Origin of the sequence: Mycobacterium sp. 1164985.4 (assembly GCF_001668575.1) — a bacterium.
Lineage (GTDB): Bacteria > Actinomycetota > Actinomycetes > Mycobacteriales > Mycobacteriaceae > Mycobacterium.
Map to the genome: position 1 here is coordinate 26,450 of NZ_LZMD01000094.1, position 14,393 is coordinate 40,842.

At 67.4% G+C, this 14,393-nt stretch carries 13 protein-coding genes and 1 pseudogene; 4 read left to right on the forward strand and 10 right to left on the reverse strand.

Annotation, left to right across the window (positions count from 1 at the left end; all coding sequences use genetic code 11):
- Positions 1-28: 28 nt before the first annotated feature.
- Complete coding sequence (locus tag A5650_RS22130; protein ID WP_067296934.1) at positions 29-1,957, forward strand: flavin-containing monooxygenase; 1,929 nt, start codon at positions 29-31, stop codon at positions 1,955-1,957.
- Positions 1,954-2,841 carry an SDR family NAD(P)-dependent oxidoreductase gene (locus A5650_RS22135; RefSeq protein ID WP_067296826.1) on the forward strand — a complete coding sequence of 296 codons (888 nt, stop codon included), beginning with the start codon at positions 1,954-1,956 and terminating at the stop codon, positions 2,839-2,841. The genes A5650_RS22130 and A5650_RS22135 overlap by 4 nt, the downstream gene beginning before the upstream one ends.
- 48 nt (positions 2,842-2,889) lie before the next feature.
- On the opposite strand, the gene A5650_RS22140 is transcribed toward A5650_RS22135, so the two are convergent.
- Entirely contained in the window at positions 2,890-3,510 is a 621-nt protein-coding gene (locus A5650_RS22140; RefSeq protein ID WP_067296829.1) for a Dabb family protein, read from the reverse strand.
- Positions 3,503-3,850 (reverse strand): hypothetical protein, encoded by a 348-nt coding sequence (locus A5650_RS22145; RefSeq protein ID WP_067296833.1) that lies wholly within the window; start codon positions 3,848-3,850, stop codon positions 3,503-3,505. Before A5650_RS22145 ends, A5650_RS22140 begins: the two co-directional genes overlap by 8 nt.
- A gap of 100 nt (positions 3,851-3,950) precedes the next feature.
- On the opposite strand from A5650_RS22145, the gene A5650_RS22150 reads away from it, so the two are divergent.
- Positions 3,951-5,156, forward strand: coding sequence for an NADH:flavin oxidoreductase (locus A5650_RS22150; RefSeq protein ID WP_067296836.1), 1,206 nt, complete (start codon positions 3,951-3,953; stop codon positions 5,154-5,156).
- Positions 5,157-5,166: 10 nt separating this feature from the next.
- Here the strand turns inward: A5650_RS22150 and lipP1 are convergent, their stop codons facing one another.
- The 7 genes and pseudogenes from lipP1 to A5650_RS22185 all read right to left on the reverse strand — a co-directional run bounded on the left by lipP1 (position 5,167) and on the right by A5650_RS22185 (position 11,672).
- Entirely contained in the window at positions 5,167-6,075 is a 909-nt protein-coding gene (gene lipP1 / locus A5650_RS22155; RefSeq protein ID WP_067296839.1) for a LipP1 family hormone-sensitive lipase, read from the reverse strand.
- Positions 6,072-6,914: an IclR family transcriptional regulator gene (locus A5650_RS22160; protein ID WP_067296843.1), complete on the reverse strand. Its 843-nt coding sequence runs from the start codon at positions 6,912-6,914 to the stop codon at positions 6,072-6,074. The genes lipP1 and A5650_RS22160 overlap by 4 nt, the downstream gene beginning before the upstream one ends.
- Positions 6,915-7,078: 164 nt before the next feature.
- Positions 7,079-7,654 (reverse strand): annotated as a pseudogene (locus A5650_RS22165) (MDR/zinc-dependent alcohol dehydrogenase-like family protein); the annotation flags it as partial.
- Positions 7,655-7,719: 65 nt separating this feature from the next.
- Positions 7,720-9,180, reverse strand: coding sequence for an FAD-dependent oxidoreductase (locus tag A5650_RS22170; RefSeq protein ID WP_067296937.1), 1,461 nt, complete (start codon positions 9,178-9,180; stop codon positions 7,720-7,722).
- On the reverse strand, positions 9,177-10,085 hold the full coding sequence (bphC, locus tag A5650_RS22175) for a biphenyl-2,3-diol 1,2-dioxygenase (RefSeq protein WP_067296847.1): 909 nt from the start codon (positions 10,083-10,085) through the stop codon (positions 9,177-9,179). Before bphC ends, A5650_RS22170 begins: the two co-directional genes overlap by 4 nt.
- 10 nt (positions 10,086-10,095) lie before the next feature.
- The gene (locus tag A5650_RS22180; RefSeq protein WP_067296850.1) at positions 10,096-11,277 is read right to left on the reverse strand and encodes an acyl-CoA dehydrogenase family protein; all 1,182 of its coding nucleotides are present in this window, start codon (positions 11,275-11,277) and stop codon (positions 10,096-10,098) included.
- Positions 11,278-11,369: 92 nt separating this feature from the next.
- A complete protein-coding gene (locus A5650_RS22185) occupies positions 11,370-11,672 on the reverse strand; it encodes a 2Fe-2S iron-sulfur cluster-binding protein (protein WP_064404388.1) in 303 nt (100 codons plus the stop codon).
- A gap of 130 nt (positions 11,673-11,802) precedes the next feature.
- Here A5650_RS22185 and A5650_RS22190 point away from each other — a divergent pair, with 130 nt between their 5' ends.
- Positions 11,803-13,419 (forward strand): flavin-containing monooxygenase, encoded by a 1,617-nt coding sequence (locus A5650_RS22190; RefSeq protein ID WP_067296853.1) that lies wholly within the window; start codon positions 11,803-11,805, stop codon positions 13,417-13,419.
- Between the two features lie 16 nt (positions 13,420-13,435).
- On the opposite strand, the gene A5650_RS22195 is transcribed toward A5650_RS22190, so the two are convergent.
- The gene (locus A5650_RS22195) at positions 13,436-14,311 is read right to left on the reverse strand and encodes an alpha/beta fold hydrolase (protein ID WP_231992731.1); all 876 of its coding nucleotides are present in this window, start codon (positions 14,309-14,311) and stop codon (positions 13,436-13,438) included.
- Positions 14,312-14,393 lie beyond the last annotated feature (82 nt).

Sequence of the window (14,393 nt, forward strand, 5' to 3'; positions counted from 1 at the left end):
CGGCCGTGCTGCGCCGATACTTGTGCCCGTGACTGCAGACGCTCGAGCAATACCGTCGCCGCACGCCGCGGACGTCGACCGCGATGAACTGAGGGCGAACCTCGCTCAGGCGGACCCCGGCGTCCTGGTCGCGGTGCTGGCGCAGTTGACGGGTGACCCGTCGGTGCTCGACCGGTTCGGGCCCAAGATCACGCACATCCCCGATCCGCCCGAGCGCGCCGGCGTCACCGACGCCGACACCATGGCGGCGCTTGTCGATGCGGTCGTCTCGGCGCTGTCCTCGCCGCGGGCCGAAGGGGCGATGGCCGCCGACGACATCGATCTGTTCACCCGCGCGCTGCCGGTGGCGCTCGGCTCCGACGTCGACGACGAGTTCGTTCCGCTCCTGCTCGAGCAGGGCGGTTTTCACCTCTCCCAGCCGACGTTGCCGCGCACCGTGCCGATCCCGCCGACGACGAATGTCGCGATCGTCGGCGCGGGCATCGCGGGCATCATCACCGCGCTGGCCGCAGCCGACGCCGGGGTGCGGTATCAGATCTTCGACCGCAACGACGAGGTCGGCGGTACCTGGTTGACGACGAAGTATCCCGGTATCGGTGTCGACACGCCGTCGGCGTACTACTCGCTGTCGCGGGAGGTCAACCCCGACTGGTCGAGCTACTACCCGCAGGGCGCGGAATACCAGAACTACCTGGTGTCGCTCGCCGACAGGCACGGACTGCGTGAGCACACCCGGTTCGGCACCGAGGTCGAGGCGCTGTGGTGGGACGACGCGCGCAACCAGTGGCAGATCCACGCGGTCGACCGCGACGGGAATCGCGACGTCAGCTACGCCCGGGTGGTCGTCACTGCCGCCGGCTATCTCAACCGACCGCGGTTTCCCGATGTTGAAGGTCGAGAATCGTTCGAGGGCACCAGTATTCACTCGGCGCTGTGGGATCCGTCGCTGGACCTCACCGGTAAGCGGGTCGCCGTCATCGGCGCGGGGTGCACGGCCGTACAGATCGTCGACGCGTGTGTGAACGAGGTCGAACACCTGACCGTGTTCCAACGGCAACCGCACTGGGTGGCTCCGCGAAAGCGGTTGTCCGACGATGTCCCCGAATTCCGGCGGTTCCTCGGACGGCACCTGCCGTACTACGCGAACTGGCACCGGCTGAAGTCCTATTGGGCGACGGCCGACAACAACTATCCCGTCATCCTGCGCGACCCCGAGTGGGCGAAGGACCATCTGTCGATCTCGCAGGCCAACGACGTCCTGCTGCAGATGTGCATGGAGTACATCAACGAAACGTTCGGCGAGGGATCGGAGCTGGCGAAGAAGGTCACCCCCGACTTCGCGCCATACGGCAAGCGCATCATCCGCGACCCGGGCGGCTACTACGCGGCGCTGACCCGGGAACACGTCGACGTGGAGGCGAGCGAACCGACCGCCGTCAATGCCACAGGCATCGTTACAGAAGACGGGCGGCATATCGATCTCGACGTGATCATCTACGCCACCGGCTATCACCTCGACTTCCTGTCCACGGTCGACATCCGCGGCCGCGACGGCAGGACACTGCGCGAGGAGTGGGGTGACAGTCCCCGTGCGTACCGCGGTGGCACGGTTCCGGGCTTCCCGAACCTGTTCATCACCTCGGCCCCCAACTACAGCCCGGGCCACGGTGCGGGCGCCAACTTCTCCATGGAGGTGCTCGCGCATTACGTCATGGAATGTCTGCAACTGCTCGCGCTGCGCGATGCCGACACCATCGAGGTGACGCGGGAGGCCTACGACGATTACGTCGCGCAGATCGACGAGGCGATGTCGCGGACGGTGTGGTGCCACACCCCGAACGCGCACACCTACTACCGTTCGGCATCCGGTCGCGTGGTCGTCGCGACGCCGTACCGCCTGGTCGACATCTGGCACCAGCATCGCGCGCCCGTCGAAGAACACTTCGTGATCCGATGACCGGCCTGCTCGCAGGCAAGACGGCGCTGGTCACCGGCAGTAGCCGGGGCATCGGACGCGCTGTGGCGCAACGCCTTTCCGCCGAGGGCGCGACTGTGGTGGTCACCGCGCGATCGTTCGAGCCGTCGGCGTCGATACGCGGCGGTGCGGCGACGGCCCTGCCGGGGACGATCGCCGAGACCGTCGAGCTGATCGAGGGGGCGGGCGGCACCGCGATCGGCATCGCCGCCGACCTCGAAGACCCGGAACAACGGGGCGGGTTGGTCGACGAGGTCGTCGAACGCGCGGGTGGGCTGGACATTCTCGTCAACAACGCGGGTTTCGCAGATTATGCCTGCGTCGAGGACATGGGCCTGGACACCTTCGACCGCACCGTCGAGCACTATCTGCGCACGCCGTTCGTGCTGACCAAGGCCGCCGTGCCGCAGATGCGGAAACGGGGTGCAGGCTGGATCGTCAACATCGGGTCGGTGACCGGTGTTGCTCCCGTGCGGCCGTACCGCGAGTACAACAAGACGTCCGGCGACGTCGTCTACGCCTCCTGCAAGGCCGCCTTGCACCGCTTCACGCAGGGAGTGGCCGCCGAACTACTCGACTCGAACATCGCGGTGAACTGCGTCGGCCCGTCGACGGCCATCCGCACTCCCGGTGCGGCACAACTCATTCCGGACACCTTCCCGACCGAGCCGGTCGAGTATCTGGCCGAGACGGTGCTGGCGATGTGTCACCGGCCCGCCGCCGAGCGCACCGGGCTGGTCGCGTTCAGCCTGCACTATCCGTGGTCGCAAGGGCTGACCGTGCACACGCTCGACGGCACCGCCGAGTTGCCGCCGCTGGAACCGCCCGCGACGGCCAATCCGAACATCCTGCCCGCCGGCCTTTAGCGGTTTCGGTGCACTAACGATCGATGAGCGACTGCTAGCGCACCGAAATCACTGTGGAAGGGTGCTGCAGAAGCTGTGGCAGACCCGGTCGCGGACGACGACGTCGGGGCATTCGGGGTCGAACCAGCGGTCCACGTACGCCCAGTGAATAGGGTGCATGAGGTACGGACCGGTCAGACCCTCGAGGTCGCGGAACTCCTGCTCGAAGACGTGGGTCCACGGTGAGGTGCCGACGGCCGAGTCGACGCGACTGAGTTGCCATGTGCCGATCGAGGTGACATAGCGGGGGAGCAGGCGCAGATCGTCCTCGAACCGCGCCACCGTCGCCTCGTCGGTGTCCGGTTGCACCCGCAGCAGCAGTGTCCGATAAACGGTGGCGGAAATGTCTCGGGTGACGCTCGAGACGCCCGTGTAGGTGGCGCCGTTGACGTGGGCGACCTCGGGGCGGTCGAGCAACGCGTCGAAAGACGGTGCCACCGAGGACCATCCGTCGGCGTCGCCGAACCGCAGATGCATGAGGATGTCGCCGCCGTTGCGCACGCCCGGCAGCGTCGGCTGCACCAGAGTGTGGGCCGCGCCGCTGGCCACCGACGCCTCCCGCAGCTCCTTCAGCAGGCGGTCGCGTTCGGGCACACCGGCCACATCGATCAGCCGGATGACGCTATACATCGCACAGTCCGTCCACATCGGTTGCCGCGGCGGCGACGCTGCGGGTGTGCTCCACGACGAGTTCGGCCACGCCGTCCCACCACGCACCGAGCGTAGCGTCGGGCCTGCCTTTCCACGTCATCTCCCACCAGGCCTGCGGGCTGGGTAGCGACCACGTCACGGTGACCACGTTGGATTGGTCGTCGAACCATATCGGTGGGCTGACGAGCACGTCGCGAAGCGTCATCCCGCGATCGCGCGCACCCGGCGCGTATTCGGCCAGATACGTGTTGACGAAACGCCTTGCGCATCCGGGCCGGGTGATGACCCGGTCGATGACGAACACCTCACCGTCGGCCATGGCCCGACACTAGAGCGACGGCGTTCGTGGTGCCGATGACGCTCCCGGCCATCGGGACGACACGGTTGACCGCCGCCGCGGTGGGGAGCACCGTGGTCCGATGACCGTTGAGACGCTGGACCCGTTCGCGCCGTCCCGGCTCGGTCCGGTGAAGCTGCGCAACCGGGTCATCAAGGCCGCGACGTCAGAGGGCCGCTCGCCCGACGGCATGGTCACCGACGACCTGATCGACTTTCACGTCGCATTCGCCAAGGGCGGCGTGGGCATGACGACGGTCGCGTACTGCTGCGTCTCGAAGGAGGGCGCCAGCGCACCCGGCCAGATCGTGATGAGCCCGGCGGCGCTGCCCGGACTGCGCAGGCTCACCGACGCCGTGCACGCGACAGGCGCGGCGATCTCGGCGCAGCTCGGCCACGCCGGCGTCGTCGCTCCGAAGAAGTTGACCGGCGTCACGGCCGTCGCCCCCAGCCGCTTCGTCAACCCCACCTCCTTCGCCTACTGTCGCGAGATCACCCGCGACGAGATCCGTGACGTGATCGGACAATTCGCGACAGCGGCGCAGGTTGCCATCGACTCCGGCTTCGACGCCGTCGAACTGCACTTCGGCCATCTCTACCTGCCGAGCTCGTTCCTCAGTGCGCGGATCAACCGGCGCCGCGACGAATACGGCGGTTCGATCGACAACCGGTCGCGGTTGGTCCGCGAAATCGCGACCCGGGTCCGAGACGTCGTGAAGAACCAGATCGCGGTCATCGCGAAACTCGACATGGACGACGGGCTGCCCGGCGGCATCTGGATCGACGAGGCCCTGCGGACCGCGCAACTGCTCGACGCCGACTCCGCGCTGGACGCCATCGAGCTGACCCAGGGTTCCTCGGTCTACAAACCGATGTACCTGTTCCGCGGCGACGTCCCGGTCAAGGAATTCGCCGAGGTGATGCCGTCCGCGCTGCGGCCCGGCGTCCGCCTCGCAGGCAAGCGGGTCATGGGCAGTTACCCGTACCGCGATCTCTACATGCTCGACGCGGCACGGCAGTTCGTGCCGGTGGTCCGCAACACCAAGCTGATCCTGCTGGGCGGCGTCACGAACTACGAGCATCTCCAGACAGGGCTGCGTGAGGGCTTTGACTTCATGGCGATGGGCAGGGCACTGCTGCGTGAACCCGACCTGGTCAACGCGATGATCGCCGACCACGACACGCGCAGTCGCTGCAACCACAACAACAAGTGCATGGTCACGGTGTTCGGCCGGACCCACTGCGTGCTCGACCCGCACCAGCGCTACGGGCCGGTGCCGAAGGTCTAGCCGGAGGGCGTCACAACACCTTCGCGAGTTCTTGGGTGGCTTGGCGCCGCGCCTCATGAGCGATGTCGAGCATCGGCATCGTCATGAAACCGTGAATCCCGCCGTCGAACGTGCACCGCGCCACGGGCACACCCGCAGCTTCCAACGCGTCGGCGTAGGCAACGCCCTCGTCCCGCAGCGGATCGTGACCCGCGATCACCACCACCGCCGGCGGCAGCCCGGCCAGGCGCGCCTGTAGCGGCGACGCATAGGGGTGGGTGCGGTCGGCGGGGGAGGGCGCGTACTGGTCCCAGTACCACTGCAGTGCCGGCCGCGGATTGTAGAAACCCTTGCCGTACAGCCGGTATGACTCGGTTTCGAAGTCCGCGGCGATCATCGGATAGATCAGTAATTGGGCGGACAGCGCGGGCCCGCCGCGGTCGCGCGCCATCAGGGTGGTGACCGCCGCGAGGTTGCCTCCGGCGCTGTCACCTGCCACCGCGAGCCTGTCCGGGTCGCCACCGAAGTCCGCGGCGTGCTCGGCCGCCCACCGCGTCGCCGCGTACACGTCTTCGGCGGCGGCCGGCCACCTGCTCTCGGGCGCGAGTCGGTAGTCCACCGAGATGACCACCGCGGAGAGGAGATTCGCCAGATTGCGGCACAGACCGTCGTGGCTGTCGAGGTCGCAGAACACGAATCCACCGCCATGGGCGTACACCACCACCGGCATCGGGACATCCGACACCGGTCGGTAGATCCGGACCGGGACATCGCCGGCGATGGTCACGTCTTCGACCGATCCGACGGCCTCGGGCTGTGCCGGAGGCACAAACCGCGATCGGATCGTCGCTCGCGCCTGCGCACCGCTCATGGTGTGCACCGGCGGAAATCCGGAGTCCAGCGCCTCGATCAGGTCGGCGATCTGCGGATCGAGTGTCACGCGTACTGCAACACCGGCTCGCGGGGCGCCGTGGGTCGCGGTGCAGGCATGTTCCGCAGCGGCCGGGCCTGCTGCAGCGTCGGGGCCACCCGTCGCGGACCGTCCTCGGCGTTGCGCCACACCGCCATGGCCGTCATCCGCACCGGCGCGACGAGACGCTGGTCGAACATCATGCGGTTCATCGGGCCGCACACCGACACGGCCGCCACGGCCTCGCCCTGGCCGCCGATCGGCGCTGCGACACAACCGAATCCGGTGAGGGCTTCTTCGCGGTCGAACGCGATGCCATGCGAACGCACCTTGGCCAGCTCGGTGCGCAATTGGACGGGCGACCCGATGGAGTACTTGGTACGGCGGTTCGTCAGGTCGATCGTGTCGTAGTTCAGGTCGGTCGCGGTGGCCAGCATCGCCTTGCCCAGCGCCGAACAGTGCGCGGGGTGACGCCCTCCGACTCGGCTGGGAATGGCTGCGCCCAACCCGTCGCCGATCTTCTCCAGATACACGACATCGGTGCCGTCGAGGACGGCGAGGTGGACGACCAGACCGGTGGCGCGATGCAGGTCGTGCAGCAGGGGCACCGCTGCGCGGTGCAGGCGGTCCTGGTGCACGGCAAGCGAACCCAACTCGACCAGCCGCATGCCCAACTCGTAATCGCGCCCGTTGCGCCGTAGCCAGCGCAGCTGGACGAGGCGCTCGAGCATGCGGTGCGCGGACGAGCGGGGAAGCCCGGTGCGGCGAACGATCTGCGCCAGTGTCAGCCGTCCCGGCCCATCGAAAGCGTCAAGAACCAGCGATACGCGGTCGAGGACGGCGCTGGGTGTTTCAACAGTCGGTGTCATGTGGCCTCCGGAGAGCGACCTGCACAGGCAGGCAATATTTCTAATAGGAATATGCCTATTTGTAGCATGCCGCTGTGCGAGGTGTCACACGATCACTACGATTTGCTTTCGGTCACGTCAATGACTGCGGTGTCGGGCCGCGCACCGGCGTGTTGCGACCCCGGCTAGGGCGAAACGGCGTCGCTTCGGGGGTCGATCAGGATCTTGGCGTGCGCCTCGGCCGCGCCCAGCACCTCAAAGGCGCGGGCCACGCCGTCCAGGCCCACCGTGCCGGTGACGAGGGACGAGGCGTCCACCTTGCCCTCGGCGAGCAGGTGCAGCGTGTCGCGGAACTCCAGCGGCGTGTAGCCGAAGACGAACCGCAGGTCGATGTCCTTGCCGTTCGCGACCGCCGGGCGGAAGTGGTCGGTGCCCATGCACACGCCGACGACGACGACCCGCGACTGCACGGGCGCCGCCCGGATGATGCCGTCGATGACCCCGGGCACGCCGACGCATTCGAAAACCACCGGCCGCTTCGGCGACGCTGCGCCCAGCCTGTCGGCGACCCGGTACACATGCGACCACCCGGGCACGCGGCGCAGCTTCTCCATCGTGCCGACGGCGAGTTCGAACAACTGTTGGGCCTCGGTGACAGCCCCGGACTGATCGACGGCCGTGTACGGGGAGTCGACGGCGGGGTCGACGACGACGTCGGCGCCGCAGCGCACCGCCATCTCGCGACGGGTCGCAGAGAAGTCGCCAGGGTGCCTCGTTCACAGCTGACGGCCTTCATGGGTCCATCGTGTACCACGCGGACAGGGGACTAGGCGCCCGCCGCGTTGCGTCCGGCCCGTCGACCGTAGAAACTGCCGTCGCCCAACGAGATACCGCTCGCGTACCCCCACGCCGCGAGGCCCGCGGTGCAGCGGCCCGCGGCGAACAGGCCGGGGATCGGTTCGCCGCTGACGTGCAAGACCTCCGCGTCCAGTGAGGTCAGCAGCCCGCCCAGGGTGAAGCCGCCGGTGCTCTCGCGCAGGTCGATCGCGCCGACCGGCGTGCCGATCGGTCGCAGCCACTGCGGCTTCTTGTGAAGCAACGGATCCTCACCCACGGCGGCGCCGGCGTTGTACGCGGAGACGGTCGCCTGAAGTGACCCCGTCGGTAGCCCCATCTCGGATTCGAGTTCGGCCACCGTCTCGCACACCCAGGTCGGCGGGCGCAGCATCAACTGCGGCGACAGCGAGGCCATCGCCTCCTCCTGCGCCTGGTCGTCGATGATCAGGAACGCCGTGTTGTCCTGGTGATACAAGGTCAGCTGCCCGACCCTGCCGGGATAGGTGTCCTCGGCGACGTAGCGCTGGCCGCGGCCGTTGACCAGAATGCCCCGCACCAGCTGCTGCGGATCGATGAAGATGGCGACCTCGGTGGCGTCCATGTGGGCGAGATCGGCGCCCAGCGCCTGCGCCATCCGGATCGCCTGGCCGTCGTGCTGCTCGATGGCGGCGGCGGGCCGGCCGGCGATGCGCGGCGCGTACTGGGCGACCATGGCCTCGTTGTAGGCGAAGCTGCCCATCGCGAGCACCACACCGCGACGCGCCCGCACGGCGATCTCCTCGCCGTACCGCCGCGCGTACACACCGACCACCCGGCCGTCGGAATCGACGACCAACCGTTGCACACGAACGTCGTAGATCGCCCGCGCGCCGGCCGCGGTGGCCGTCTCGACGAGCGGCTTCATCAGCATGTAGCCGGCGCTCGCCTCGCCCTGCTTCTTGTTCGACATCTGCGGGACGTGTCCGCGCGGCGCGGGCGTGGCAATCGTGTTGAACGGGTAGGAGTTCTCCCCGCCGCTGTACATCAGCCCCTGATCGCCCATGGGCTCCCAGCCGGGCTCACCGAAGAACTCCGGTTTGAACTGGACGCCGCAGCCGACAAGCCAGTCGAAATGCTCCAGGCTGCCGTCGCAGTAGTCGGCGATGCGCTTCTCGTCGGCTCCGGGGCCCATCGCGACGTTCAGGTACGCGGCCATGTTCGCGACGGAATCGTCGAATCCACAAGCCTTTTGGATGGGTGTACCGCCGCCCAGGTAGATGAACCCGCCGGCCATCGACGCCGCGCCGCCCCAGGACCCGGTGCGTTCGAGGACCAGGACGTCGGCGCCGGCACGTGTGGCCTCCACCGCCGCGGCCGCCCCGGCGATGCCGAAGCCGGCGATGACGACGTCGGCCTCCTCGTCCCACTGCGTGATGTCTGCCGCGGGCAGAGGAGTGAGATCGTCGCTCACGGGCGCATTGCGGCCGGCAGGTCGGACACCCACTCGTGGCCCCAGTAGCTGTCGGCCGTGATTTCCTCTGCGGTGTAATACGTTTCGTCGACCCGCATACCGTCGGTGCCGAACTCGATGTCCCAGTCGCCGGGCGCGCGCACGTAGAACGACACCATCTTGTCGTTGGTATGCCTGCCCAGCGTCGAGGACAGCTGGAAGCCGTCCTTGTTCACCCGGTCGAGGGCCTGCCCGACCGCGTCGAGGCTGTCGACCTCCACCATCAAGTGGATCAGGCCCGGGTCACGCAGCGTCATCGCGGGACAGATCGCCAGGCTGTGGTGGCGTGCGTTGATGCCGAGGAACCGGACCCGCAGCGGCCCGAACTCCGGCGGCGTCGGAACGCGGAACGCACCGCGCGACTTGAATCCCAGGACCTCCGTGTAGAACTGGAAAAGCCCCGGGACGTCGAGGGCCGGCAGCACGACATGGCCCAGTCCCTGATCGCCGGTGACGAATCGGGCGCCGTAGGGCGTCACCACCGGGCTGTGATCGAGCACCGCGCCGTGGAAGACCTCGGTGGATGTCCCCGCCGGATCGTCGAACGCGATCACCTCTTCGACGCGACGTGCGTCGGCCTCCTCGAGCGAAAGTTCCTTGACCGCCACGCCTGCGCCGTCGAGGGTCGACTTCACGCGCGTCAACGCCGCATGGTCGCGGACCTCCCACCCGACGGTGACGATCTTGTCGACGTCGCCGGGCACCACGATGATGCGCGCGGCGCGCTCGTCCATGCGTAGATACAACGCATCGTCGTCGGGACCGGAGCCCTCGGCGAAGCCGAGCACCTTGAACGCAAAGTGGCGCCAGCGGTCGATGTCGGTGGCCTGAACCTTGACGTATCCGAGGCTCTTGAGATCGCTCATCGTGCCCTTTCTAGATCATCGCCCGCAGCGGGCCCTGCGGATCCACGCCTAGCGAGCTCAGCGCCGCGGCGTGAAACACCGTGCCGGGCACGTGAATCGCGTGCAGCTGGCCGACGTGCACGTCGCGCCAGTACCGCTGCAACGGCTTGTCCATGCGCGCGGCGTTGCCGCCCGAGCGGGCGAAGATCTCGTCGACGGCGGACACGGCGCGCCACACCGCACGGATCTGGGTGCGACGGCCCGCGGCGCGGTCCTCGAAGCTGACCTCCTTGCCCGCGGCGACCATGTCGTAGATGCGGTCGGCGTTGGCCAGCAATTCCTGGCGCGCGGCGTTGATGTCGGCGGCGGCCTCGCCGATCGCGTACATGACATACGGGTCGTCCTTGATCGCAACACCGCTGGAGTTCACGCGTTCGCGCTGGTAGTCCAGGTGTGCGGCCAACGCGCCCTCGGCGATGCCGATCGTGGCGGCGGAGATGCCGAGCGGGAACATCGTCGACCACGGCATCAGGTACAGCGGTTCGGTCATGCCGGCTTCGCGCTGGGCGGTGCCGTCCATCACCTTCATCGCGTCCATCGTGCGGTACTCCGGCACGAACGCGTCTTTGACGATGACGTCCTTGGATCCGGTGCCGCGCAATCCGACGACGTCCCACGAGTCGTCCACGATCTCGTAGTCCGACCGGGGCAAGATCATGTGCAGCATCTGCGGGGGCATCAACGGTTTACCGTCCGCGTCCCCGATCATCGCGCCGAGGATGATCCAGTCGCACGCGTCGGTCCCGGAGCTGAACTGCCAGCGCCCGTTGAAGATGTAGCCACCGTCGACGGGCTTGGCCACACCTTGCGGTGCGTACGGCGACGCCATCCAGGTGTCGATGTCATCGGCCCAGACCTCGTCGCCGACCCGCGGATCGGCATAGGCGAGCTGATAGGGGTGCACGCCCACCACGCCGTTGACCCAGCCGGCGGCGGGGTCCAGGGCCGCGGTGGCCATCACGGTCTCGGCGAATTCGCGCGGATGAGCCTCGTAGCCGCCGTGCTTCTTGGGCTGCAGCAGGCGGATGGACCCGGCGGCTTTCATCGACTTGACCGTGGCGTCGGTCAGCCGCCCGATCTTCTCGGCCTCGGCGCCCTGATCCTTGAACTGCTCGGCCAGGTGCATCACCCGGTCGAGTACGCGCTCACTCATGCTGATGTCCTCACTATTGGCTGCACTTGATGGTCTACCGCACCGGAGGTGCGAATGGGACGCAATCCCGGTCAGCGGGCGACGTTTCCGGCTCAGTACTCGACGTGAAGGTCGTCGCTGACCGGTCGGGCCTGACAGCCCAGGATGAGGCCGTCGGCCAGGTCGTCGGGCTCGAGGATGTCGCACGTGGCCATGTCGACCTCGCCTGAGACGACGGTTGCGACGCATGAGCCGCAGTGACCCTCCCGGCAGGAGTGCGGAGCGTCGATACCGGCCGCGAGCATCGCGTCGACCAATGTCTTGTCGCGCGGCCAGCACAGGTGGTGCCGAGTTCCGTCCAGATCAATCCGAACGGTGGCATCGACCCGCGTCCCGCAGGCGTCGGTCTGTGACATGGGGTGATCCTCACCGTCGTCGGGAATCGGGTCGAGCAGTCCTTCCGATGGGCGGAACTGTCATCGCTCGATTGCCCGGTCATCGGGAAACTCGGGGGGCTGCGGGTCTCCCACGACCTACCGTGGCTGCGTGGAGATCTCCGATGAGCGGTCAAGCGTGGACGCGGTGGTGGTCGGCGCCGGCTTCGCCGGGCTGTACGCCTTGCACAAGCTGCGGTCGCAGGGCTTGTCGGTGCGCGTGTTCGAAGCGGCGCCGGAGATCGGGGGAACCTGGTACTACAACCGCTATCCGGGTGCTCGCTGCGACGTCGAGAGCGTCGACTACTGCTACTCGTTCGATCCGGAACTCGAGCAGGAGTGGGACTGGTCGGAGAAGTACGCGACGCAGGCCGAGATCCTGCGCTACCTGAACTGGGTCGCCGACAAGCTGAACCTGCGCGACGGCATCACGTTCGACACCCGGGTCACCTCGGCGACACTCGACGAGGACAACCTGCACTGGACGGTGTCGACCGATAAGGGTGAGGTCGTCACCGCACGCTTCTGCGTGATGGCGACCGGTCCGCTGTCCGCGGCACTGACGCCTGACTTTCCCGGTCTCGACGGCTTCGCGGGGGAGCTGTACCACACCGCGCACTGGCCGCACGAGCCCGTCGACTTCACCGGCAAGCGGGTCGCGGTGATCGGCACGGGTTCGTCGGGTATCCAGTCCATTCCGGTGATCGCCGAACAGGCCGATCGTCTCTTCGTGTTCCAGCGCACGCCGAATTACAGCGTGCCCGCCGGTAATCGACCGTTGACCGACGAGGACCGAGCGAGGGTCAAGGCAACTTATGCCGAACGGCGGCGGCTGTCGTGGCGCAGCGGCGGCGGTTCGCCGCATATCGCCCATCCGAAGCTCACGATGGAGGCCACGCCCGAGGAACGCCGGGCCGCGTTCGAGAAGCGTTGGGAACTCGGGGGTGTGCTGTTCTCGAAGACGTTCAGCGACCAGATGATCGATATGGCCGCCAACGAGGAAGCGCGCAAGTTCTACGAGCAGAAGATCCGTGCGGTGATCGACGACCCCGAGGTCGCCGAACTTCTCATCCCGAACGACCATCCCATCGGCACGAAGCGAATCTGCACCGACACCAACTATTTTCAGACGTTCAACCAGTCGCACGTGAGCCTGGTCAGCGTGCGCAAGACCCCGATCGTGTCGATTGACGCCGACGGGATCAACACCACCGACGCGCACTACGACGTCGACGCCATCGTGCTCGCCACCGGGTTCGACGCGATGACCGGTGCACTGGGCAAGATCGACATCGTCGGTCGGGGCGGACAGAAGCTGCGTGACGACTGGTCGGACGGTCCGCGCACCTACCTCGGTCTCGGCGTCGACGGCTTCCCGAACCTGTTCCTGGTCTCCGGTCCCGGCGCGCCCGCGGTGCTGGCCAACATGGTGCTGCACGCCGAGGCGAACGTGAATTGGATTGCCGAGGCCATCTCCTATCTCGACGACCACGGCTACACCGCGATCGAAGCCACCGGCGAGGCCGTGGACAACTGGATCGCCGAGTGCACCCGACGCGCGGATGCGACGTTGTTCCCGAAGGCCAACTCCTGGTACATGGGCGCCAACGTGCCGGGCAAACCGCGCGGATTCATGTTGTTCATCGGCGGATTCGGCACCTACCTCGACATCTGCGCCGAGGTGGCCGCCGCGGGTTACAAGGGCTTCCGGCTGCTTGCTTCGTCCTAGGCAGTCCTAGGCTGTCCTAGGCGTCTCGGGAGAGGAACGCCAGCACGGCGCTTTCGAACGCCGTCTTGGCCTCGATCATCGCCCAGTGCCCGCAGTTCGGGAACACGTGCAGCTCGGCGTTGGGAATGGTGCGCATCGGTATCAGCGCCATGTCCAGTGGGCTGACCCGGTCGTCACGCCCCCACGTCAACAGCGTGGGTGCGGCGACCTTGTGCATCTGCGCCCACGGCAACGGCGCATCGCTGCTGCGCATGAATGCCATCATCTGCGCGAAGGCCTTCTTGCCGTACATCCGCCGGGCGGACTCCAGCGTCTCCGGATCGGTCGCCAACTGCCAGCGCTCCTCGATCAGTTGTTCGGTGACCAAAGACGGGTCGTACACCATCGAGTTGAGCCAGTCCACCAGCCGCTGACGGGTGGGGTCCTCGGTGAACTCCTGCAGCAGCCGGATCCCTTCACTCGGACCGGGACTGAAGATGTTGGTGCCGATGCCGCCGATCGTGACCAGGCGGCCGATGCGATCGGGGTTGTTGATCGCGAAGTTGATCCCCACGCCGCCACCCATCGAGTTGCCGACGATGTCGACGCGTTCGATCCCCAGCGCGTCGAGGAAGGGGACGACGGCGCCCTGCGCGGTGATCATCGGATGGCCGCCGAAGTCGTCGCTGACCCCGAAACCCGGGAATTCCAGGATCAGGCAACGGAAGTGCTGGGCGAAGGTGGGTAACACACCGCGAAAGTTGCGCCAGCCGGTGACGCCGGGCCCGGAGCCGTGAAGAAACAGCAGGGCGGGACCGTCACCGACGTCGTAGTAGCGCAGCACACCAGAGGGGGTGGGCGTCTCGCGGAGGTCGTTCTCGACGCTGGCGATGAAGGCTGCGGTATCGGTCACGCCCATAGCCTGCCACGCGCCCGGTCACGCCTCGGGCGGGTGTTCCGTTCATCGGTCGTCCCGGTAAGCGGGACGCTCACTG

Excerpts from the sequence above, each read along its gene's own strand:
- A5650_RS22135 (WP_067296826.1), top strand. The coding sequence starts at position 1,954 with ATGACCGGCCTGCTCGCAGGCAAGACGGCGCTGGTCACCGGCAGTAGC.
- A5650_RS22140 (WP_067296829.1), bottom strand. The coding sequence starts at position 3,510 with ATGTATAGCGTCATCCGGCTGATCGATGTGGCCGGTGTGCCCGAACGC.
- A5650_RS22145 (WP_067296833.1), bottom strand. The coding sequence starts at position 3,850 with ATGGCCGACGGTGAGGTGTTCGTCATCGACCGGGTCATCACCCGGCCC.
- A5650_RS22150 (WP_067296836.1), top strand. The coding sequence starts at position 3,951 with ATGACCGTTGAGACGCTGGACCCGTTCGCGCCGTCCCGGCTCGGTCCG.
- A5650_RS22160 (WP_067296843.1), bottom strand. The coding sequence starts at position 6,914 with ATGACACCGACTGTTGAAACACCCAGCGCCGTCCTCGACCGCGTATCG.
- bphC (WP_067296847.1), bottom strand. The coding sequence starts at position 10,085 with ATGAGCGATCTCAAGAGCCTCGGATACGTCAAGGTTCAGGCCACCGAC.
- A5650_RS22180 (WP_067296850.1), bottom strand. The coding sequence starts at position 11,277 with ATGAGTGAGCGCGTACTCGACCGGGTGATGCACCTGGCCGAGCAGTTC.
- A5650_RS22185 (WP_064404388.1), bottom strand. The coding sequence starts at position 11,672 with ATGTCACAGACCGACGCCTGCGGGACGCGGGTCGATGCCACCGTTCGG.